Source organism: Pseudomonas sp. S3_B11, from assembly GCF_054667715.1.
On record NZ_CP162749.1, the window covers coordinates 4,684,233 to 4,706,908 of the forward strand.

At 62.8% G+C, this 22,676-nt stretch carries 20 protein-coding genes; 3 read left to right on the forward strand and 17 right to left on the reverse strand.

All coding sequences use genetic code 11. The features are described from left to right. Positions 1-518: 518 nt before the first annotated feature. From tsaB to ppc, 3 genes are all read right to left on the reverse strand, one after another. On the reverse strand, positions 519-1,196 hold the full coding sequence (tsaB, locus tag AB4O22_RS21165) for a tRNA (adenosine(37)-N6)-threonylcarbamoyltransferase complex dimerization subunit type 1 TsaB (protein WP_223470822.1): 678 nt from the start codon (positions 1,194-1,196) through the stop codon (positions 519-521). Positions 1,197-1,289: 93 nt separating this feature from the next. Continuing rightward, a complete protein-coding gene (gene adk / locus AB4O22_RS21170) occupies positions 1,290-1,937 on the reverse strand; it encodes an adenylate kinase (protein WP_003198170.1) in 648 nt (215 codons plus the stop codon). 291 nt (positions 1,938-2,228) lie between these two features. Beyond that, the gene (gene ppc / locus AB4O22_RS21175) at positions 2,229-4,859 is read right to left on the reverse strand and encodes a phosphoenolpyruvate carboxylase (RefSeq protein WP_027913150.1); all 2,631 of its coding nucleotides are present in this window, start codon (positions 4,857-4,859) and stop codon (positions 2,229-2,231) included. Between the two features lie 180 nt (positions 4,860-5,039). Between ppc and AB4O22_RS21180 the strand changes: the two genes are divergently transcribed. The 3 genes from AB4O22_RS21180 (at position 5,040) to AB4O22_RS21190 (ending at position 6,921) form a co-directional block, all read left to right on the forward strand. Beyond that, positions 5,040-5,384, forward strand: coding sequence for a hypothetical protein (locus AB4O22_RS21180; protein ID WP_003198166.1), 345 nt, complete (start codon positions 5,040-5,042; stop codon positions 5,382-5,384). Positions 5,385-5,667: 283 nt separating this feature from the next. Beyond that, a complete protein-coding gene (locus AB4O22_RS21185; RefSeq protein ID WP_003198164.1) occupies positions 5,668-6,081 on the forward strand; it encodes a DUF4398 domain-containing protein in 414 nt (137 codons plus the stop codon). A 51-nt stretch (positions 6,082-6,132) separates the two neighbouring features. Next, positions 6,133-6,921 carry an OmpA family protein gene (locus AB4O22_RS21190; RefSeq protein WP_027913149.1) on the forward strand — a complete coding sequence of 263 codons (789 nt, stop codon included), beginning with the start codon at positions 6,133-6,135 and terminating at the stop codon, positions 6,919-6,921. Between the two features lie 188 nt (positions 6,922-7,109). Here the strand turns inward: AB4O22_RS21190 and AB4O22_RS21195 are convergent, their stop codons facing one another. From AB4O22_RS21195 to AB4O22_RS21260, 14 genes are all read right to left on the reverse strand, one after another. Beyond that, positions 7,110-7,439 (reverse strand): hypothetical protein, encoded by a 330-nt coding sequence (locus AB4O22_RS21195; RefSeq protein ID WP_003198160.1) that lies wholly within the window; start codon positions 7,437-7,439, stop codon positions 7,110-7,112. Continuing rightward, entirely contained in the window at positions 7,436-8,341 is a 906-nt protein-coding gene (locus tag AB4O22_RS21200) for an alpha/beta hydrolase (RefSeq protein WP_003198158.1), read from the reverse strand. Before AB4O22_RS21200 ends, AB4O22_RS21195 begins: the two co-directional genes overlap by 4 nt. Positions 8,342-8,486: 145 nt before the next feature. After that, positions 8,487-9,764, reverse strand: a complete 1,278-nt coding sequence (locus AB4O22_RS21205; RefSeq protein WP_003185001.1) for a flavohemoglobin expression-modulating QEGLA motif protein — start codon at positions 9,762-9,764, stop codon at positions 8,487-8,489. Between the two features lie 36 nt (positions 9,765-9,800). Next, positions 9,801-10,355, reverse strand: a complete 555-nt coding sequence (locus AB4O22_RS21210; protein ID WP_363808062.1) for a hypothetical protein — start codon at positions 10,353-10,355, stop codon at positions 9,801-9,803. A gap of 141 nt (positions 10,356-10,496) precedes the next feature. Further along, complete coding sequence (locus AB4O22_RS21215) at positions 10,497-11,213, reverse strand: TetR/AcrR family transcriptional regulator (RefSeq protein ID WP_223470828.1); 717 nt, start codon at positions 11,211-11,213, stop codon at positions 10,497-10,499. A gap of 102 nt (positions 11,214-11,315) precedes the next feature. Continuing rightward, positions 11,316-12,818, reverse strand: a complete 1,503-nt coding sequence (gene lysS, locus AB4O22_RS21220; RefSeq protein ID WP_003198151.1) for a lysine--tRNA ligase — start codon at positions 12,816-12,818, stop codon at positions 11,316-11,318. Between the two features lie 109 nt (positions 12,819-12,927). Continuing rightward, positions 12,928-14,023, reverse strand: a protein-coding gene (gene prfB / locus AB4O22_RS21225) for a peptide chain release factor 2 (RefSeq protein ID WP_095963568.1) whose coding sequence is annotated in 2 segments (ribosomal slippage) — positions 12,928-13,950 and positions 13,952-14,023 — 1,095 coding nt in all. Because the reading frame shifts where the segments join, the coding sequence is not laid out codon by codon here. A gap of 157 nt (positions 14,024-14,180) precedes the next feature. Next, positions 14,181-15,182 (reverse strand): diguanylate cyclase domain-containing protein, encoded by a 1,002-nt coding sequence (locus AB4O22_RS21230; RefSeq protein WP_460097072.1) that lies wholly within the window; start codon positions 15,180-15,182, stop codon positions 14,181-14,183. A gap of 45 nt (positions 15,183-15,227) precedes the next feature. Next, positions 15,228-16,238: a chemotaxis-specific protein-glutamate methyltransferase CheB gene (gene cheB / locus AB4O22_RS21235; protein ID WP_460097073.1), complete on the reverse strand. Its 1,011-nt coding sequence runs from the start codon at positions 16,236-16,238 to the stop codon at positions 15,228-15,230. Then, the gene (locus AB4O22_RS21240) at positions 16,235-18,499 is read right to left on the reverse strand and encodes a response regulator (protein WP_460097074.1); all 2,265 of its coding nucleotides are present in this window, start codon (positions 18,497-18,499) and stop codon (positions 16,235-16,237) included. Before AB4O22_RS21240 ends, cheB begins: the two co-directional genes overlap by 4 nt. Beyond that, on the reverse strand, positions 18,496-19,167 hold the full coding sequence (locus AB4O22_RS21245) for a chemotaxis protein CheW (protein ID WP_028237035.1): 672 nt from the start codon (positions 19,165-19,167) through the stop codon (positions 18,496-18,498). The genes AB4O22_RS21240 and AB4O22_RS21245 overlap by 4 nt, the downstream gene beginning before the upstream one ends. Continuing rightward, positions 19,164-20,429, reverse strand: coding sequence for a CheR family methyltransferase (locus AB4O22_RS21250; protein WP_003198140.1), 1,266 nt, complete (start codon positions 20,427-20,429; stop codon positions 19,164-19,166). The genes AB4O22_RS21245 and AB4O22_RS21250 overlap by 4 nt, the downstream gene beginning before the upstream one ends. Beyond that, positions 20,426-20,962: a chemotaxis protein CheW gene (locus AB4O22_RS21255; RefSeq protein WP_223524206.1), complete on the reverse strand. Its 537-nt coding sequence runs from the start codon at positions 20,960-20,962 to the stop codon at positions 20,426-20,428. The genes AB4O22_RS21250 and AB4O22_RS21255 overlap by 4 nt, the downstream gene beginning before the upstream one ends. Further along, on the reverse strand, positions 20,962-22,584 hold the full coding sequence (locus AB4O22_RS21260; protein WP_003198136.1) for a methyl-accepting chemotaxis protein: 1,623 nt from the start codon (positions 22,582-22,584) through the stop codon (positions 20,962-20,964). The genes AB4O22_RS21255 and AB4O22_RS21260 overlap by 1 nt, the downstream gene beginning before the upstream one ends. Positions 22,585-22,676 lie beyond the last annotated feature (92 nt).

Genomic DNA, 22,676 nt, shown 5'->3' on the forward strand with positions numbered 1-22,676 from the left:
CAGAATGCTCGGTATCAATGATGGCAATTTAGCGGCACTTTCGCAGCCGCGCAAATGCGCAAGTGATAACTAGAACACATAAAGCCCAAAAGGTTTAAAAACGGGCTGAAAAAGTGACGACTGGCAATATCGGGTGTGACTTTTGGGGGCGTAAATAACTTTGAGAAGAGGAATGACTTTTGATCGTTCCTCACACTCCACGTGGGAATGCCGCCAGGGACGCTCCGCGTTCCGCTTCTGGAAGGTGACGCAGAGCGTCACGGGATGCATTACCACGCAGAGCGTGGGAACGATCAGGCTGCGGCGGCGGTGGAAGATCGTTCCTCACACTCCGCGTGGGAATGCCGCCAGGGACGCTCCGCGTTCCGCTTCTGGAAGGTGACGCAGAGCGTCACGGGATGCATTACCACGCAGAGCGTGGGAACGATCAGGCTGCGGTGGCGGTGGAAGATCGTTCCTCACGCTCCGCGTGGGAATGCCGCCAGGGACGCTCCGCGTTCCGCTTCTGGAGGCTGGGTTTATCGCTCGGATTTTGGCGTTGCGACTTTGTCCCGCAGGTAAACGGGTTGCGCATCATCGGCCGGGATGGCTTCACCACGGGCCCAGGCGAAGCGCGCCAGGGCCAGCAGGTCTTCGGCGTGAGGCAGCAAGGTGGCGTCCTGGCCGGTCAGGCTGACGGCGATGCGCTCGCCGTAGCCCCAGCCGGTACCGGCACCGAACCAATCACCGTCGGCCCCGCTCGGCAACGCCGCCGCTTCGGGCGGCAATACCGCTTCGGCACCCACCAGACGCATCTCGCCGTCGGTTTCGCGATAGCAGCCCCAGTACACCTCGTCCATGCGCGCATCGATGGCCGCTGCGACTTGGCGGGCGCCTTGTTCGCGTAAAGCGCGCTGGGCCAGCACCGCCAGGTTCGACACCGGCAACACCGGCCGCTCCAAGGCAAACGCCAGTCCTTGCACCACGCCGATGGCGATGCGCACGCCGGTAAAAGCCCCCGGCCCGCGACCGAAGGCAATCGCGTCCACTGCCTGCAAGGTCGTCCCGGCATCGCTCAGCAGTTTCTGGATCATCGGCAACAGCTTCTGCGCATGCAGGCGCGGGATCACCTCGTAATGGCTCGTGACCTTGCCGTCGTGCAGCAAGGCAACGGAGCAAGCTTCAGTCGCGGTGTCCAGGGCCAGCAAGGTGCTCATCGATGTGTCCGTAAATCAGGTGGAAAAAAGTGCGCCAGTATAAACAACTACGGCCCGCAAGCGGGCCGTAGTTGATGCAACTGATCAGACTTTTCAGCTCAGCGCTTCGAGCACCTTGCCGGTGATCGCATCGACCGTGCCAACGCCCGGGATGTGGCTGTACTTCGGCTTGCCCTGGGCAGCCGACAGATTCTGGTAGAACGCCACCAGCGGCTTGGTCTGGGAATGGTAGACCGACAGGCGATGACGCACGGTTTCTTCGGTGTCGTCCTTGCGCTGCACCAGCTCTTCACCGGTGACGTCGTCCTTGCCCGCGACTTTCGGCGGGTTGTAGACGGTGTGGTAGACACGGCCGGACGGCTCGTGGACACGACGACCGGCAATGCGCTGGACGATCTCTTCGTCGTCGACCGCGATTTCGACCACGTGATCGAGCTCAACACCGGCAGTCACCAGGGCTTCAGCCTGGGGAATGGTGCGTGGGAAGCCGTCGAACAGGAAGCCGTTGGCGCAATCGGCTTGAGCGATACGATCCTTGACCAGGGCGATGATCAGGTCATCCGACACCAGGCCGCCGGCATCCATGATGCTCTTGGCCTTGACGCCCAGCTCGGTGCCCGCCTTGACTGCGGCACGCAGCATGTCGCCAGTGGAAATTTGCGGGATACCGAATTTTTCGGTGATGAACTTTGCCTGAGTACCTTTACCGGCCCCGGGAGCTCCCAGCAGAATGACGCGCATCGATGTGCTCCTCAATTTTTTTATGTAAAACGCTCGGATTCGCCTCGTGGGGCCAATCTTCGAAAAACAGGATCGTGACCGCCCAAACGGCCAAAGGCTGATCAAGATACACAGCAGGCCCGACCCACACAAGCCGCCGAAAGTCGGAGGAACCCGCGCCCGATACGACCTTCGGAGGGGGTGGCGAGAGTCGCAACCGGGCAACGAACTGTCGCCTGGCCAACCTGTTCCCTCCCCCGACGGACAACGCCCGGGAACGCCGGGCGAGCCGTTTCGGTGCGCTGCCTAACCTTAGCCGGTATTGCGCAAACCGGCGGCAATCCCCGCCACAGACACCAGCAACGCCTGTTCCACGGGGCTGCCCTGGGCTACATCCTGCTGCCGCGAGCGCGCCAACAGTTCGGCCTGCAACAGGTGCAGCGGGTCAAGGTAAGTGTTGCGCAGACGAATGAATTCCAGCGTGGCTGGGCTATGTGCCAGTAGCTGCGACTGACCGGTCAACCCAAGGACCACCGAGCAGGCCTGCGACAATAGGTCGCGTAAATGCGCACCCAAAGGCAGCAGCCCAGGTTCCACCAAACGCTCGTCGTAGGAGCGGGCAATATCGGCGTCGGCCTTGGCCAGCACCATCTCCAGCATGTCGATGCGGGTCCGGAAGAACGGCCATTGGTCGCGCATCTGCCCCAGCAACTCACCTTCGCCACGCTCCAGGGCCTTGCTCAGTGCGGTTTCCCAGCCGAGCCAGGCCGGCAGCATCAGGCGGGTCTGGGTCCAGCCGAAGATCCACGGGATAGCCCGCAGGCTTTCGATGCCACCGGCCCGACGCTTGGCCGGACGGCTGCCCAGGGGCAGGCGCCCCAGTTCCTGCTCGGGGGTGGACTGGCGGAAGTACTCGACAAATTGCGGGTTTTCCCGCACCACGGCGCGGTAGGCCTTGACGCCATCGGCCGCCAGTTCGTCCATCAGGTGCCGCCACTGCGGCGTGGGCGGCGGCGGTGGCAGCAGCGTAGCTTCAAGCACCGCAGCGAGATAAAGGTTGAGGTTCTGTTCGGCGATGTCCGGCAGGCCGAATTTGAAACGAATCATTTCACCTTGCTCAGTGGTACGGAAACGCCCGGCCACCGAACCCGGCGGCTGGGACAGGATCGCCGCGTGCGCCGGACCACCACCACGGCCCACGGTGCCGCCGCGACCATGGAACAACAGCAGTTCGACTTGCTGCTCGCGGCAGATGTCCACCAACCGCTCCTGGGCCCGATACTGCGCCCAGGCCGCCGCGGTGGTCCCGGCGTCCTTGGCCGAATCGGAATAGCCGATCATCACTTCCTGAGGACCTTGCAGCCGCGAGCGATAGCCGGGCAGCAGCAACAGCCGCTCGATCACCGGCCCGGCGTTGTCCAGGTCGGCCAGGGTCTCGAACAGCGGCACCACCCGCATTGGCCGCAACACGCCGGCGTCCTTCAATAACAGCTGCACCGCGAGGACATCGGAAGCCGCACCGGCCATGGAGATCACGTAGGAACCCAGGGATGCCGCTGGCGCCGCAGCCACTTCCCGGCACGTCGCCAAAACTTCCGCCGTGTCAGCCGATGGCTTGAAATGGGCCGGCAGCAGCGGACGCCGGTTGCTCAGTTCCGCCAGCAAGAAGCTGATGCGCTGCTCCTCGTTCCAATCCTCATAGCGCCCCAGGCCCAGGTAGTCGGTTATTTCCGTCATGGCAGCGGTATGGCGCGTCGAGTCCTGGCGCACGTCGAGGCGCACCAGGAACAGGCCGAAGGTCACTGCCCGGCGCAGGCAATCTAGCAGCGGCCCGTCGGCAATCACGCCCATGCCGCATTCGTGCAACGAGTGGTAGCACAGCTCCAGGGGGTCCAGCAGCTCGCGGTTGTGCTGCAACACATCGGCGCTTGGCGGCGTGGCGGCGCTCAGGGAGGCGTGGGCCCAGTTGCGGGTGGCGCGCAGGCGTTCACGCAGTTGCTTGAGCACGGCGCGATAAGGTTCGGCGCTGTCGCCGGCCTGGGCACGCAAGGCCTCGCTGGCGTGTTGCATCGACAGCTCGGCCGCCAGTTGATCGACGTCACGCAGGTACAGGTCCGCCGCCATCCACCGCGCCAGCAACAGCACCTCGCGGGTCACGGCGGCGGTGACATTCGGGTTGCCGTCACGGTCGCCGCCCATCCACGAGGCAAAACGGATCGGCGCGGCCTCCAGCGGCAGGCGCAAGCCGGTGGCGGCATGCAGCGCCTGGTCAGCCTTGCGCAGGTAATTGGGAATGGCCTGCCACAGCGAGTGCTCGATTACCGCGAACCCCCACTTGGCCTCGTCCACCGGGGTCGGCCGGGTGCGGCGGATTTCTTCGGTGTGCCAGGCTTCGGCGATCAAGCGTTGCAGGCGTTCGTGAATCTGCGCGCGCTCGGCGCTGGTCAGGTCGCGGTGATCCTGGGCGGCCAATTGCGCGGCAATGGCGTCGTATTTCTGGATCAGCGTACGGCGAGCCACTTCCGTGGGGTGGGCCGTGAGGACCAATTCGATCTCCAGCCGCCCCAATTGCCGGGCCAGGGCCTCTGCGCCATGGCCTTCGGCCCGCAACCGGGCGAGCAACTCGGGCAACACCCGCGCCTCGAAGGGTTCCGGCTGCGATTCTTCGCGGCGGTGGATAAGTTGGTATTGCTCGGCGATGTTGGCCAGGTTGAGAAACTGGTTGAACGCCCGCGCCACCGGCAGCAGTTCGTCCTCGCTCAACTGGTTGAGGCTGGCGCTGAGTTCGGCGTCCACGGAACCGCGTCGATCAGCCTTGGCACCCTTGCGGATCTGCTCGATCTTGTCGAGAAACGTGTCCCCGTATTGTTCACGGATGGTGTTGCCCAATAGCTCACCGAGCAGGTGAACGTCTTCGCGCAAGCGTGCATCGATATCGGTCATCAGCATTTCTCCAGCAAAAAAGTCCGGACAGCTCTTGGATTAGAGAGTGCCGATGCCCACCGTTTCTGACAAGCGACGAAGGGACTTTAAACCTTGCAGGACAAAGCTAGTCTCATGATTAAGCCACACCACGGCTTGTCACTCACCGCGCCTGCCACGAGCAGGCTTATTGAGGTCATCATGAAAATTCGTGAGCTTGCCCAGCATTGGGAAGAAAACGCCAAGGGCCGTCTGACCCAGACTGGCTACACGATTCATCTGGACGTGGAAGCCGCCGCACGGCTGGCGGCGATCTGCGACATGTACCCCAAGCGCCAGCCCGAGGAGCTGCTCGGCGAGCTGATCGGGGCGGCACTGGAAGAGCTGGAAGCAAGCTTCCCCTACATCAAGGGTTCGCAAGTCGTCGCGACCGATGAAGAAGGCGACCCGCTGTACGAAGACGTGGGTCCGACCCCGCGATTCCTCGCCTTGTCCCGGCGGCATCTGCACGAACTTTCCTCGCAGAACGACAAATCCAAACACTGACCGCTTTCATTCCTGGTTGCGACTTTCCGGCGCGATGCTTTCCCACCCGCGCCGGAATACCGCTGCGCGCCTTGAAAGTTCAGCTTTTCTGCGACTGACCGATCAGTCAGTAATTCTTTTGGCGAATGGCCATCTTCGCTGAACTTTTGAAAAACGCCTCGGGTCACACCGAGTAACCATACTGGAACGGTTGTTTAAATAAACGCGCCTTGGCGCCAGCACCAAACCAGACGTCACGGCTTCGGTCCCAGCATGGATTTGTAGTTTTTTCAGGAGTTTTCCAATGGAGTTGAAGCCTATGAATACCTGCACTGCCAAACCCTCGTCCACTGGCCTGCGCGGCTTGAAGTTGGCTGCCCTGGCGATCGGTAGCAGCTTCATTCTCGCCGGTTGCGCCGGTAATCCACCTTCGGAGCAGTACGCGGTGACCCAATCGGCGGTCAATAGCGCCGTCAGCGCCGGCGGTACCGAATTCGCGGCTGTGGAAATGAAATCGGCCCAGGACAAACTCAAGCAGGCCGAAATCGCCATGCATGACAAGAAATACGACGAAGCCAAGCGTCTGGCCGAACAGGCCGAGTGGGACGCCCGCGTCGCCGAGCGCAAGGCTCAGGCCGCCAAGGCCGAACAAGCACTCAAGGACTCTCAGAAAGGGGTTCAGGAACTGCGTCAGGAAGGCATGAACAAGGTTCAGTAAGCCGTTCACGCCACGACGTACTTCTCATTGATAAAAGGACGACAGACTATGATGCACAAACACTTGATGATGCCCGCCCTGCTCGCTGCCTGCGTAGCCCTGGCCGCTTGCTCCCACGACCCTAACGCGAACCTGGAACAGGCACGGACCAACTACAACGGCCTGCAGGCTGATCCAGCGGCGACCAAAGTGGCTGCATTGGAAACCAAGGACGCCGCCGACTTCCTGGCCAAGGCTGACAAGGCCTACATGGACAAGGAAGACGAAGCCAAGGTCGACCAGTTGGCCTACCTGACCAACCAGCGCGTCGAAGTGGCCAAGCAGACCATCGCCCTGCGCAACGCCGAAGCCGAGCTGAAAAACGCCGGTGACGAACGTGCCCGTGCCCTGCTCGATGCGCGTAATGCGCAGATCAAGCAACTGCAGGACAGCCTCAACGCCAAGCAGACCGAACGCGGTACGCTGGTGACCTTCGGCGACGTGCTGTTCGCCACCAACAAGTCCGACCTGCGCGCCAGCGGCATGACGAATGTGAGCAAACTGGCGCAGTTCCTCCAGGAAAACCCGGACCGCAAGGTGATCATCGAAGGCTACACCGACAGCACCGGTTCGGATTCCTATAACCAGTCCCTGTCCGAGCGCCGCGCCAGCTCTGTGCAACTCGCGCTGGTGAAGATGGGCGTCGACCCGGCTCGCATCGTGACCCAGGGCTACGGCAAGGAATTCCCGGTGGCTGACAACACCAGCGTCTCGGGCCGTGCCATGAACCGGCGCGTGGAAGTGACCATCTCCAACGACAACCAGCCAGTGGCCCCACGTTCGACCATGAGCGCCAACTGATCGGCTGAGAGCAACAAAAAAGCCCCGCCTGATTTCTAGTCAGGCGGGGCTTTTTTCATGGCCGAATAGGTTTGGCTGTACACAACCCCTGTGGGAGCGAGCTTGCTCGCGATGGCGGCGTGTCAGGCACTATTTATGCTGCTGAACCACCGCTATCGCGAGCAAGCTCGCTCCCACAGGGGTCTCGCTTATGGCTGAAGCTTCTGCGGCGTTTCCTGGCCCATGCAGCGCACCGCGCGTTTCTTCTCGTTGATCAGCACGCCGGTCAGGCCTTTCTGCTCGGTGTCGAACAACACCAGCACACCATCGATGCATTGGGCGACCTGGGGGGCCGGCTCCAGGGAAACCTTGTAGTCCTCGCCCGGTACGGTCTTGAGCATGGTGAACTGGTTGAGCAGCAACGCGTCCTCGGGCTTGGCGAAGTGCAGGTAGCCGTAGTACCACAGCGTCGCAACGGTGCCGAGGATGCTGCAGATACCGGTGATGATCAGGGGGATGGCGTTACGTTCTTCGCTCATTGCGGACTCTCTGGTGATTCAACGGGTGATTTCGGGTAATTCGGGACCTCGCCCAGGCGGCGCAGGCCGTCGAAGTGCTGGGGGTCGTCGAGGTAGCGCAGCATCACGGTGCGCCAGGTTGGGTCGGCGAATGTCTGCACATGGCCGCCGCGTGTCAACTGCAAGACCCGCGGCGGCGGCGCAGCTTGATACAGGCGGATGCCATTGGAAAGGGGCACGATGGGGTCGTCCAGGCTGTGGTAGATCAATTTCGGCACGCCATTCAATTGCGCCACGGAACTGATCGCGCTGTCACCGTCCGGTACCAGCCAGGACAATGGCACCTGGAACGGCCAGGTCAACCACGAGGTGCTCAGGGCAAACCGGCCGACGTCACGATAGCTGGCAGGCACGCCATCGAGCACCAGGGCCTTGAGCTGCCGTTGGCGCTGCGGGTGCTCGACCAGGTAATGCACCGCCAGCGCACCGCCCAGGCTCTGGCCGAGCAGCACCAGAGGCTTGCCCTGCACCTCGGGCGCCTGGTCGAGCCATTGGAACGCGGCGTCAATGTCCTGGTAAATCGCCGGCAGGCTCGGCTCGCCTTCGGACAGGCCATAACCCCGGTAGTCGACCATCAACACCTGGTAGCCCTGCTCCGGCAACCACCAGCTCCCGCCCAGGTGCCAGGCCAGGTTGCCACCGTTGCCGTGCAAATGCAGGACCGTGCCCTTGACCTCCACACCCGGTTTGACCGGCAGCCACCAGCCGTGGAGCTTGAGACCGTCGGCGGTGGTCAGGGTGACGTCGCGGTATTCGAGCCTGGCCCGCTCCGGGGTGAACGGCAGGCCGTGCTCGGGGTAGAACAGCAGGGAGCTGCAACCGCTCAGGGCCAGCAGCAGGCAAATGATGCCGAGGGTTCGCATCCGGTGAAGCCTCGCAAGTCAGAAGTAAACGCAGTCCCCCTGTGGGAGCGAGCTCGCTCGCGATAGCGGCGGGTCAGTCACAGCCGTACTGACTGTGCTGACGCTATCGCGAGCAAGCTCGCTCCCACAGGGATTGGTGGTGCGATTAGAGGATATTGGAATAATCCGCTTCGATCCGGTCCAGGCTCAGGTGGTTCAGGAAGTTGGAGAAACACATCCAGGCCGACAGGGCGTTCATGTCGCGGAACTGCTCGGGCAGGTACTTGGGCGGTACGACCAGGCCTTCGTCCACCAGTTGCCGCAACGTGCGCATGTCCTCGAGGGTGGTCTTGCCGCAGAACAGCAGCGGCACCTGTTCCAGCTTGCCCTTGCGCACGGCCAACTGAATGTAGTTGTAAACCATGATGAAGCCTTTGAGGTAGGACAAGTCTTTGGTGAATGGCAGCCCCGTCGGCACCGACCCTCGGAAAACCCGACTGGCGTTGCCGTAACTTTCGGCCATTTCAAAACCCTGCTCGCGGAAGAACTCGAAGACCTGCAGGAAATCGGCGCCCTCCTCCACCATGTGAATGGCCCGGGTGCGGTTGGTCAGTTTGCGCAGGCGGCTCGGGTAGGAGGCGAAGGTGATGATTTCCATCAGGATCGCCAGGCCTTCCTGAGTCACCGTGGACGAGGGTGGGCCCTTGGACAGGAAGGTGCAGATCGGCTGGTTGAGGCCGTTGAGGGTGGTGCCGACGTGCACCAACCCTTCGTGGACTTCCAGCGCTCGTACGTCGCGCTCGTTGAACATCGCATCGGTGCGGATCTTGATGTAGTCCGCGCCCGCCGCTGCGTCGGCCACGATGCCATCGGACTCGAACACCCGGATGGTTTCCTCGGCTTCGCCAAACACCCGGTTGAGGCGGTGTTGCAGCAGGCTGACGGCTTCCTTGGCGCTGAGGACTTTCGGCTCGTCCTTGAGGTCGCCACGGCCATCGATGTTGTTCAGGTAATCGGAGAGCATCAGGCCCAGGTCGGCCAGGGTCGGGTCGCCGGCGTGGAAAGCATCGGAGGCGGCGCCATAGAGCTCCTGGGAGATCAACCCGAAATCCTCGGTGCCACGCGCCTCGAGCATGCGCACCACCATGCGGTATTCCTTGCACATGCGGCGCATGATCTGGCCAACCGGGTTGAACTGCCCAAGCTGGCGGGTGATGTCGCGCTCGATGTTCTGGAACTCCAGCTTCACCTTGCTCGAATCGAAGGACAGTGGCCGGTTGAGGTAATAGTCGCGATCCACCGCGGGCATTTCCTTGCCCTTGGCCTTGAGAAAGCCCTTGCGGATGTTCTCGTCCCACTTCACCGCGTCGAGGATGCGAATCGGCGTTTGCGCCAGCACAATGCGATCGGACAAGGTGCGTATCGTCTGCTGGTAATCGTCCACCCGGAACTCCTGTGAAAAAACGTCCGCTTGTTGCTGTTATTGGGATTTGACCAGCCGCTGGTAGCGCACGGCCTCCGAGAACACATCGGAATTGGCCGGGTCGTCGAGGTAACTGAAAACCTTGTTCATGTCGCTGTCCACTAGCACACCATCGCCTTCCTCGCTCTGGTTCGGCTGGCCGCTGAGGCGTTTCTGGGCGATGGCCTGGTTGATCTGATCCAGGTCCAGGTTGTAGACCACCAATTCTTGCTTGTCGGTCAACTCGAAACCGGCGATCAAATAATGGCCGCCAAACCGGGCCGGCACCTTGGCTGACACGTACCAGCGGCTGCCATGACGGGAAACAGTCAGCGGGATGGCTTCGCGCTCATGGGGCCTGCCCCTGAAGTAGCTGATGGCCTGGTAGCGGTGCTTGCCGACCTTCGTCAGCTCCAGGTTCAACGGCTCACCCCAGGCATTGGTGCTGGTCCAGTGACCGAGCAGGCCTTCGGGCGCCGCTTCGCTGTCAGGCAACGGCGTCTTGAACGACACCAGGCAACCACTGAGCAGCAGCAACGACACGGCCAGTACAACGGCACGCCAGGCTTTCATTTGAACTCCCTATGGCACACAACGCGTTGATCGTTCCCACGCTCTGCGTGGGAATGCAGCCATGGACGCTCCGCGTCCACTGTGACGCAGAGCGTCACAGGATTCATTCCCACGCGGAGCGTGGGAACGATCAGTTCGGGGTTACACCGACGCCAGTACCAGGTGCATGTAGCGGGTCAGGATGCCGAGCATATCTTCATCGGCTACCGGCTCGGCGCCATTGAGCAAGCCCTGATATTCCATCCGTCCGATAATCGCCGTCAACACTTTGGCATCCTGTTGCGGCTCACGGGAGCCCAATACCTGGAAAAACTGACAGGTGCCGTGCAGCAAAATCTGCTGGTGGGAACGCACCAACACCGCCAGGCGCGGGTTGAGCAGCGCTTCCTGGCGGAAGGCCTGTTCGGCCATCAGGTATTCACGGCGACTGTCCAATTGGTGTTGCACGTAGTCGGCGGTCATCCGGGCAATGTCGTCCGCCAGCTGCGAGCGCGATTGGGCGCTGCCGTCACCGTAAGCGACCATTTCCCGCAGCAGGCCTTCGTTGTTGGTCCACAGCTTGGCCATGAACGCCGCGCTGCGTTCCACATACTGGGCGAAGGTATCGGTGAGCAAGTCATCGATGTCCTTGAAATAATACGTGGTGGCCGACAGCGGCACGCCCGCTTCGGCGGCCACGGCGCGGTGACGCACGGCTCGCACGCCGTCGCGCACCACAATGCGCATGGCCGCGTCGAGAATCTCCTGGCGACGCTGCTCACTGCCCTGTCGGCTGGCCTTGCGGCCCTGGTACTTAACACTTTCAGCGACAGCCGTGGCGACGCCCGCTGCACCTTCTGAAGCCATTGCACGATTCACGACAGGTCTTCCTCGCTCTTTGAAAAAGTAACCAATTGATACGTTTGTACCAGACAGGCAATAAAAAGCCGCCCTTCCAGGCGGCTTTTTTAGTTGAAGCACTTACGCTTGAGGCCGCATGTGCGGGAAGAGAATCACATCCCGGATCGACGGTGAGTTGGTCAACAACATCACCAGGCGATCGATACCGATGCCTTCGCCAGCGGTCGGCGGCATGCCGTACTCCAGGGCACGCACGAAGTCGGCATCGTAGTGCATGGCTTCGTCGTCGCCGGCGTCCTTGTCAGCCACCTGGGCCATGAAACGCTCGGCCTGGTCTTCTGCATCGTTGAGCTCGGAATAGGCGTTGGCGATTTCACGGCCACCGATGAACAGCTCGAAACGATCGGTCACGCTTGGGTTCTCGTCGTTGCGACGGGCCAGCGGCGACACTTCGAACGGGTACTGGGTGATGAAGTGCGGCTGTTCCAGCTTGTGCTCGACCAGCTCCTCGAAAATCATCACTTGCAGCTTGCCCAGGCCTTCGAAGCCGAGCACCTTGGCGCCGGCCTTCTTGGCGATGGCGCGGGCCTTCTCGATGTCGTTCAAATCATCGGCAGTCAGTTCAGGGTTGTACTTGAGGATCGAGTCGAACACCGACAGGCGCACGAACGGCTCGCCGAAGTGGAACACCTTGTCGCCGTACGGCACGTCGGTCGTCCCGAGAACAAGCTGGGCCAGCTCGCGGAACAGTTCCTCGGTCAGGTCCATGTTGTCTTCGTAGTCGGCGTAGGCCTGGTAGAACTCGAGCATGGTGAACTCGGGGTTGTGCCGGGTCGAAACGCCTTCGTTACGGAAGTTGCGGTTGATCTCGAAGACCTTTTCGAAGCCACCCACAACCAGACGCTTGAGGTACAGCTCCGGCGCGATACGCAGGAACATTTCCATGTCCAGGGCGTTGTGGTGGGTTTCGAACGGCTTGGCCGCCGCACCGCCAGGGATGGTCTGCAGCATCGGCGTCTCGACTTCCAGGAAGTCACGCTTCATCAGGAAGCTGCGGATGTGGGCGATGACTTGCGAGCGCACGCGGAACGTCTGGCGCACGTCTTCGTTGACGATCAGGTCGACATAGCGCTGGCGATAGCGCTGCTCTGTGTCGGTCAGGCCGTGGTGCTTGTCCGGCAGCGGGCGCAGGGACTTGGTCAGCAGGCGCACGCTGGTCATCTCGACGTACAGGTCGCCCTTGCCGGAACGGGCCAGGGTGCCTTCGGCGGCAATGATGTCGCCCAGGTCCCAGGTCTTGACGGCGGCCAGGGTTTCTTCCGGCAGGGTCTTGCGGTTGACGTAGACCTGGAGGCGCCCGGTCATGTCCTGGATCACCATGAACGAACCACGATCGAGCACGATACGACCGGCCACCTTGACTGGAATCGCCGCCTCGGCCAGCTCTTCCTTGGTCTTGTCCGCATACTGCTTCTGCAAGACGTCGCAGTAGGCGTCGCGGCGGAAGTCGTTGGGGAAGGCCTGGCCCTTGGCGCGCTCGGCAGCAAGCTTTTCCTTGCGCAGGGCGATCAGGGAGTTTTCTTCCTGTTGCAGGGCTTGCGGGTCGAGTTCTAGGTCGCTCATGTCTTTAAGGATTCCATCACAGGTTCGTTGCCCCCGGCCCCGGGCCGGAGTTTGCGGGCGAGTCATGCTCCTTGATGGAAGCATGTCTGCCCGCCGCATGGGTGTCGCGTTACAGCCCTTGTTTGAGGCTGGCGATCAGGTATTCATCGATATCGCCATCGAGCACCTTGTCGCAATCGCTGCGTTCGATGCTGGTCCGCAGATCCTTGATCCGCGAGGCATCGAGCACGTACGAACGGATCTGGTGACCCCAGCCGATGTCCGACTTGGTGTCTTCCAGCGCCTGGGACGCCGCGTTGCGCTTCTGCACTTCCTGCTCGTACAGGCGAGCCCGGAGCATCTTCATCGCGGTGTCTTTGTTGGCGTGCTGGGAACGCTCGTTCTGGCAGCTGACCACGGTGTTGGTCGGTACGTGGGTAATCCGTACGGCCGAGTCGGTGGTGTTAACGTGCTGGCCACCGGCCCCGGAGGAACGGTAGGTGTCGATGCGCAAGTCCGCCGGGTTGATCTCGATCTCGATGTTGTCATCGATTTCCGGCGAAACGAATACGGCCGAGAACGAGGTGTGGCGGCGGTTGCCGGAGTCGAACGGGCTCTTGCGCACCAGGCGGTGCACGCCGATCTCGGTCCGCAGCCAGCCAAAGGCGTATTCGCCCTTGATGTGCACGGTGGCGCCCTTGATCCCGGCGACTTCACCGGCCGACAGTTCCATGATGGTGGCGTCGAAACCGCGTTTGTCAGCCCAGCGCAGGTACATGCGCAGCAGGATGTTGGCCCAGTCCTGGGCTTCGGTGCCGCCGGAGCCGGCCTGGATGTCCAGGTAGGCGTTGTTCATGTCCATCTCGCCGCTGAACATGCGACGGAATTCCAGCTTGGCGAGGTTCTCGTCGAGGCGTGTCAGCTCGGCGACGACATCGCCGACCGCGCCCTCATCGTTCTCTTCGACAGCCATGTCCAGCAGGTCGCGGCAATCGGCCAGGCCGCTGGACAACTCGTCCAGGGTCTCGACGATCTGCGCCAGCGCAGAACGCTCGCGGCCCAGTTCCTGGGCGTACGAAGGGTTGTTCCAGACATTCGGATCTTCAAGCTCGCGATTGACTTCGGTCAGACGCTCATGCTTTTGATCGTAGTCAAAGATACCCCCGAATAGTTTCGGAGCGCTCGGACAGGTCCTTGATGGTGTTAAGGATCGGGTTGATTTCCATGGCGGGCAGCACTCGTTGGCGAACTTTTGAAAGCCGGCGAGTATAACGTAATCAAGCGCCAGCGGCAGCCCGCCTGGCGGCTTTAGGGGTAATGAGGTTCAGGGATTGATCAGCACAATCCCCCTCACCACAAAAAGCCTCTTCGCCAAGCAGGGATTTATTCAACCCCCACCCGATTACGCCCATTGTGCTTGGCCAGGTATAACCCCTTGTCCGCCGCCGAGATCAGTTGCCGGCAATCGCTACCCTGCTGGGGGGTGAAGGTCGAGACGCCGATGCTGATGGTCAGGTTCTCGCCGCCGTCGGGCGTGGCGTGGGGGATTTTCAGGGAGACGACGCCCTGGCGCAGTTTCTCGGCCATCAGCCGGGCGCCGCCCGGCGAGGTGCCGGGCAGGACCAGGGCGAACTCCTCGCCGCCGTAGCGGGCCGGCAAGTCGGATGGACGGCTGCACGCATCGCGGATCGCCGTGGCAACCTTGCGCAAGGCTTCATCACCCTCCAGGTGACCGAAGTTGTCGTTGTAGGACTTGAAGTAGTCCACATCGATCATCAGCAGCGACAGTTGGCTCTGGTCGCGCATCGCCCTGCGCCATTCCAACTCCAGGTATTCGTCGAAGTGCCGACGATTGGACAACCCGGTCAGGCCGTCGGAGTTCATCAAGCGTTGCAGCACCAGATTGGTGTCGAGCAGTTGCTGCTGGCTGACTCGCAGTGCCCGATAGGCCGCGTCGCGTTGCAACAGCATCATGTAGGAACGCGAGTGATAGCGGATGCGTGCCACCAGTTCGATGTTGTCCGGCAACTTGACCAGGTAGTCGTTGGCGCCGGCGGCGAACGCCGCGCTCTTGACCAGCGGGTCCTCCTTGGTGGACAGGACAATGATCGGGATATCGCGGGTGGCCGGATGGTTACGGTACTCGCGCACCAGGCTCAGGCCATCCAGGCCGGGCATCACCAGGTCCTGGAGAATCACCGTCGGCTTGATGCGAACCGCATGGGCGATGGCCTGGTGAGGATCGGAGCAGAAATGGAAGTCGATGTTGTCTTCGTTCGATAGCCCGCGCCGCACCGCCTCGCCGATCATCGCCTGATCGTCGATGAGCAAGACCATGGCCGCGTTCTCATCGCGCTTGAAATCGTCTAGCTGCAGATCATTCATGGTGGCTTACCTGAGTACGCCCTGGGGCAACACTGGCGGGGTTCTTCATGGGGTAAAAATCTCCAACAGCCGAGGCGCGATAGCGTCCAGGGCGAGAATATGGGCGGCGGCGTCGATGGCGGCCGCCGCTTTGGGCATCCCGTACACCGCACTGCTGCGCTGGTCCTGGGCGATGGTCACATAGCCCTGTTCGCGCAGGAGCTTAAGCCCTTGTGCACCGTCGCGACCCATGCCGGTGAGCAATACGCCCACCGCGTCACCGCTCCAGTACTGGGCGACACTTTCAAAAAACACGTCGATGGAGGGCCGGTAGATCTCGTTCACCGGCTCGGCGGTGTAGGCCAGGGTACCGTCCTTCAACAAACGCAGATGATGGTTGGTCCCGGCCAGCAACACCGTGCCGCTCTGCGGCGTCTCGCCGTGCCGGGCCAGGCGCACCGTGTGGCCCGAGACACTGCCCAGCCACTCGGCCATGCCCGCGGCAAACACCTCGTCCACATGCTGGACCAGCACGATGGCCGGGGCAAAGTTACGCGGCAGCGCCTTGAGCAGCACCTCCAGCGCCGCCGGACCGCCCGCCGACGACCCGATGGCCACCAGGCTCTTGCGCGACACTGCCGCACGCTGCGCCGTCGGCACCGGTCGTTCACGCTTGTTGCGCTCACCGATCAGCCAGCCGATGTTGGTGATCTTGCGCAGCAACGGCGCCGCCGCATCTGCCGGGTTACCGACGCCCAGGGCCGGGGTATCGACCACATCCAGCGCGCCATGGCCCATAGCCTCGAACACCCGGTGGACGTTCTGCTGGCTGTCACCGGTGACGATCACAACAGCGCAGGGACTGTCGGCCATGATCCTTCGGGTGGCCTCCACGCCATCCATGATCGGCATGAACAAGTCCATGAGGATCAGGTCCGGGGTGTATTCGGCGCAGCGTTGCACCGCCTCGGCGCCGTTGGCGGCCACCCAGACCAGTTGATGCGCCGGCTCGAACGCCAGGGCGCGGCGCAGGGCCTCGACTGCCAGGGGCATGTCATTGACGATGGCGATCTTCAAGCGCGGGCCCCTCCGATCAATTCGACCACGGCGTCGAGCAAGGCGTCGTCGTGGAAGCTCGCCTTGGCCAGATAATAGTCGGCGCCAGCGTCCAGGCCACGGCGGCGATCCTCTTCGCGGTCCTTGTAGGACACCACCATCACCGGCAGCGATTGCAAGCGGTTGTCACGCCGCAGCAGCGACACCAACTCAATGCCGTCCATGCGCGGCATGTCGATGTCGGTGATCAGCAAGTCGAAATCCTCCGAACGCAAGGCGTTCCAACCGTCCATGCCATCCACCGCCACTGCCACGTCGTAGCCGCGATTGAGCAACAACTTGCGTTGCAGCTCGCGCACGGTGAGGGAATCGTCCACCACCAGGATCCGCTTGCGCGGGGCCTGGGCCTGGTTCTGCCGGGCGATGCGCTCCAGGCGTCCGGTATCGAGCAACTTGTCCACCGAACGCAACAGGTCTTCGACATCGACAATCAACACCACTGAGCCATCGTCGAGCAAGGCCCCGGCGGAAATGTCCTGGACCTTGCCCAGGCGTTCGTCCAGGGGCAGGACCACCAGGGTCCGCTCGCCAATGAAGCGCTCCACCGCCACGCCGTAGATCGTCTCGCGCTCGCGGATCACCACGACCTTGAGGGTCTGGCTGCTGCCTTGCGTCGCCGGGCGATTGAGCAATTGGCTGGCGGCGACCAGCCCGATATGCCGGCCCTCGTGCCAGAAATGCTGGCGACCTTCGACCTGGACGATGTCTTCCGGCGCCAGGTCGCACATGCGTTCGATGTGGGCCAGGGGAAAGGCGTACGCTTCATCGCCGACTTCCACCACCAGGCTGCGCACCACCGACAGCGTCAGCGGCACCTCAAGATGGAAACGACTGCCCTCGCCCGCCGTCTGCTCCAGCACCACCGCACCGCGCAACTGCCGGACCATGTGCTGGACCGCGTCCAGGCCGACGCCGCGCCCGGACACTTCGGTGACCTTGTCGCGCAGGCTGAAACCGGGCAGGAACAGGAAGGTCAGCAGTTCCTCCTCGCTGAGGCTGGCGGCGGTTTGCTCAGGGGAAAGGCCACGCTCGACGATGCTGCGGCGCACCCGTTCCAGGTCCACCCCGGCGCCGTCGTCCGCCAGCTCCAGCACCAACAGGCCAGCCTGATGGGAAGCCCGCAGGCGGATCAGGCCTTCGGCGGGCTTGCCGGCCAGTATTCGTTGCTCCGGGGATTCGATGCCATGGTCCACGGCATTGCGCAGCAAATGCGTCAGCGGCGCTTCGAGCTTTTCCAGCACATCGCGGTCGACCTGGGTCTTCTCGCCTTCAATCTCCAGGCGCACCTGTTTGCCCAGGCTGCGGCCCAGGTCACGGACCATGCGTGCCTGACCCGAAAGCACATCGGCGAACGGGCGCATGCGACAGGCCAGCGCCGTGTCATACAGCACCTGCGCCCGCTGACTGGCCTGCCAGGCGAATTCATCCAGCTCGGCGGTTTTCTGCGCCAGCAATTGCTGGGTTTCGGCGAGCAAACGGCGAGCATCGCCAAGGGCTTCCTGGGCTTGCAGGCTCAGGGCATGGTCCTTGAGGTGCACGTTCAGCTCTTCAAGGGCGCGCAAACCGCTGCTTTGCTGGCGCTTGAGCCGCTGCATCGTCGCCAGCCAGGGCTTGAGGCGCTGGGTCTCCACCAGGGACTTGCTCGACAGATCGAGCAAGCTGTTGAGGCGTTCGGCCGTGACCCGCAAGACCCGCTCGCCGCCTTCGGTGACCCGTTTGCGCTTGGGGGCCGGCTCCGTTGCCGGGAGCGGTTCCACTTCCGGCAGCTCGATGCGTAGCGGCTCGACCGGTGTCTCGACGCTTGGTAAGACCACTGCCGGGGCCTGTGGCGCGTTGGGATCAAGCAGACGCCCCATCAACGCCACATAGGCGTCGATGTCCGGGGCGCCGACGCTGTTGCCCGGGGTGGCGATGCGCGTCAGCAGGTCAGTACCTTGCAGCAAGGCATCGATGTGTTCAGCGCCCAGCACCAGGCGCCGCTCCTGGGCGCTGACCAGGCAATCTTCCATCACATGGGCCACGCTAACCCCGGCGTCCACCCCGACTATGCGTGCCGCACCCTTGAGGGAATGCGCCGCGCGCATGCACGACTCCAGGTAATCGGCCTGGGTCGGATCGCGCTCCAGGGCCAGCAGGCCGGCACTCAACACCTGGACCTGGGCTTCGGCTTCCAGGCTGAACAGCTCCAGCAACGAGGCGTCGCGCATCTGATCAGGGGTCATGACAGGCTCCGAGCCACGGCGGACAGCAGTTGTTCTTCATCCAGCCAGCGCAGGCTGCGGCCCTTGAAGGGCAGCACACCACGGGTGTACTTGCCCGTCGATTGCGAAGCGCTCGCCAGGATGCGCTCATCGATGGCGTGGATGCCGTCCACCTCATCCACCGGCACCACCACCGGCCCGCCCTTGGCCGCGACAATCAACATGCGCGGCATCACCCGTGCGCCGGAAACCACCGCCGCGCCGGGCTCCAGGTCCAACAGCTCCACCAGCGACAGGCAGGCCACCAGCGCCCCGCGTACATTCGCCACGCCCAACAAGGCCCGCGAGCGCTGGTGGGGCAAGGAATGGATCGGCTGCAATGGCGCCACTTCCACCAGGCTGCGCGTCGTCAGGCCCAGCCATTCCTCGCCGAGGCGGAACATCAGCAGCGAGCGCGTGACCACATCGGTGTCCGCGGGGGCAAGGGACAGATCCCGCTGATCCTGCGGCAAGGCATAACGGTCGAGCAGCCGGGTGGCGGCCGCCGAATACACCGAGCAATTGCGGCAATGGATATGCTCGACCAGCAAAGGACAGGATTTGTCGCCATGCACCCCGATGCGATTCCAGCAGTCGTCGATAGCCTGAGCATCGTCATGGGTGACGGAATAAGAAGCCGAACCGCTCATCGTTTGTGCTCACTGTCTGCCGCGCGCCCGCTACGGGCGGCGCGTTCCTGCAATCGACGGGCTCCGGCCGCGTCTCCCTGGGAAGCCAGCAGCGCCGCCAGATGCACCAGGGCCTCGGCGTGTTGCGGTTCAAGATAAAGCGCCTTGCGATAAAAACCCTGGGCTTCAAGCGCGCTGCCAGCCATGTCGCTGAGCAGGCCCAACCAATAGAACACCTGGGCGTTTGGCGCGTGGCTGCGCAAGTAGGCTTCGCAAGCCACGCGGGCCTCGGCGCTTTTACCACCGTTGGCCAGGGCAGCGATATTGGCCAGCAAGGTCGCGGCGTCGCTGCTTTTGGGCTCGACAATCGGCGTCACGCTCGCCGCAAACGGTCGCGGCCGAATCACCGGCGCAACGACACGGGGCGGAGGCTGACGAACCGGCAGCGGGGTCGGCATCAAGGCCGGTAACGGTTGCGGCTCGGGTGCCCCCTGGCGGCTGAAGGCGAACGATTGGGCGACCCCGATCGAGCGCATGCCCAGTCGGCCGAGCAAGCTGCCCTCGGCGGGGCCGATAAACAGCACACCGTCCTGATGGGTCAGGCGCTTGAGCACCTCGAACACCTGCTGCTGGGTCGGCTGGTCGAAATAGATCAACAGGTTGCGACAGAACACAAAGTCGTAAGGTGCCTCGTTCGCCAACAAAGCCGGATCCAGCAGGTTGCCCACTTGCAAACGCACCTGTTCGCGCACCCGCTCGCTGAGGCGGTAGCCCTCGTCTTCGGCGTCGAAGTAACGCTCGCGAAAACCCAGCTCCGCGCCACGGAAGGAATTCCTGCCGTAACGCGCTTCCTTGGCCCGCGCCACCGACAGCGGGCTGACGTCCAGGCCGTCCACCTTGAACTGATGTGGCCCCAGGCCTGCGTCGAGCAAGGCCATGGCAATCGAATAAGGTTCTTCGCCGGTGGAACACGGCAAGCTGAGGATACGCAGCGCGCGCAGGTGCTTGATCTCGGCCAGGCGCTTGACGGCCAGCCTGGCGAGGGTCGCGAAGGATTCGGGGTAGCGGAAGAACCAGGTCTCCGGGACGATCACCGCTTCGATCAGCGCTTGCTGCTCCTGGGCCGAATGCTGCAGGCCTTGCCAGTACTCATCGGCGGTTCGCCCGGGCACGGCAATGATGCGTTGGCGCACGGCACGCTCAATGATCGCGGTGCCGACGGAGGTCACATCCAGGCCGATGCGCTCCTTGAGAAAATCGAAAAAACGCTGGTCGTTGTTCATGGCGTTGCCTCGAGGTCGTCGAGGTTCAGCGGCGGCGCAGGAAACAGCAGCGCCCGAACGGATTCATCGAGCAGGTCATTGACCCGCACCCATTGCAGCAACCCGTGGGCATCTTCGCGCACCGGGCCGAGGTACGGCGCCTGCCGGTTGTCCAGGCCATAGGGTTTGAAATCGGCCGGGTCACAGCGCACGGTGTCGGTCGCCTGTTCCAGGATCAGGCCCAGCACCTGTCCCGTTTGTTGCGCGTCGCCCTGATAGCGCACCAGCACCAGTCGCGTACTGGTCCGGGCCTGTGCGCTCTGGCCAAAGGTCAGGGCGCACAGGTCGATCACCGGCACCACCGTGCCACGCCAGGCAAACACCCCCGCCACCCAGGACGGCGCCCGGGCAATCGGCTTGAGGGGCAGGCGCGGCAGCACTTCCACCACATCGATGGCCTGCAGGGCGTAACGTTCGTTGCCGATGCAGAACACCAGGAACAACGACTGGCGGGCCGTCGGTGCAGCGCCACGCCGGGTCTCGAGTTCGCTCATCAGACTTTGAAACGCGAGACGCCGCTGCGCAGCCCTACGGCTACCTGGCTCAGCTCGTCGATGGCGGAACTGGCCTGGCGCAGGGAATCCACGGTCTGGCTGCTGGCATCGCCCAACTGCACCAGGGCGTGGTTGATCTGCTCGGCACCGGTGGCCTGGGCCTGCATGCCTTCGTTGACCATCAACACCCGCGGCGCCAGGGCCTGGACCTGATGGATGATCTGCGACAGTTGCTCACCCACCTGCTGCACTTCGGCCATGCCTCGACGCACTTCTTCGGAAAACTTGTCCATGCCCATCACCCCGGCCGATACCGCGGACTGGATCTCGCGCACCATCTGCTCGATGTCATAGGTCGCTACGGCGGTCTGGTCAGCCAAGCGTCGTACTTCAGTGGCGACCACGGCGAAACCACGACCGTACTCGCCGGCCTTTTCGGCCTCGATGGCCGCGTTGAGGGACAACAGGTTGGTCTGGTCGGCCACTTTGACGATGGTCACCACCACCTGGTTGATGTTGCCGGCCTTCTCGTTGAGGATCGCCAGCTTGGCGTTCACCAGGTCGGCGGCGCCCATCACCGAATGCATGGTTTCCTCCATGCGCGCCAGGCCTTGCTGACCGGAGCCGGCGGCCACCGAAGCCTGGTCGGCGGCGGTGGACACTTCGGTCATGGTGCGCACCAGGTCTCGGGAGGTGGCGGCGATTTCCCGGGACGTCGCGCCGATCTCGGTGGTGGTGGCGGCGGTTTCGGTGGCCGTGGCCTGTTGCTGGCGCGAGGTGGCGGCGATCTCGGTCACCGAGGTGGTGACCTGCACGGAGGAGCGTTGGGCCTGGGACACCAGTGAGGTCAGCTCGGCCATCATGTCGTTGAAGCCGGTTTCCACTGCACCGAATTCGTCTTTGCGCGCCAGGTTCAGGCGCCCGCTCAGGTCGCCGCTGCGCATGATCTCGAGGATCTCGACGATGCGGTTCATCGGTCCCATGATCGCCCGCATCAACAGCAGGCCACAGAGTACGGCGACGATCAACGCGACCAGGAACGACAGGCCCATGGCGACCTTGGCCGCCGTTACCGCATCGCCGATGGTCTGGGTGGCGTTTTCCGCCAGCTCACGATTGCGCTCGATGATGTGATTCAAATGCCCGCGGCCGCCGATCCATTCTGGCGTCAGCTCTTTGTCCAAAGCCTGCCGCGCCCCTTCGTAGTCCTTGCGCTGGTACAAGTCCAGGACCTTTGCCATGGCCTGGTTGAACGCCAGGTGATTGGCCTCGAACTCGTCGAAAGAGGCTTGGTCGGCGGGGTTCTGGATCAGTTTTTGATAGTTCTGCATCTCTTCGCGCAGGTGCTGCTCGAAGCCCTGGTAGCGGGCCTTATCCTCAGCGGTGATTTCCCGGTTGCCCGAAAGGCCGACGATTTGTTGGGTCAAGACGTAGCTGTCAACCCAGCCACCGCGAATCATGGAGCTGTAATACACCCCTGGCACCGCATCGACCCGGACGTTTTCTTCACTGTCCTCGATCTTCAACAACCGTGAATACGAGACAACCACCATCAACAGCATGATGGCGATGATCACCGCAAAACTCGCCAGGATGCGTTGGCGCAATGTCCAATTCTTCACGGTAAAACCTCGGGCATTTGAAATGCTGGGGAGTATAGCCGAGGGCGGCACCGGGCCTGTATGGCGGTTTGAGGGGATTTTTGACGAAGGCG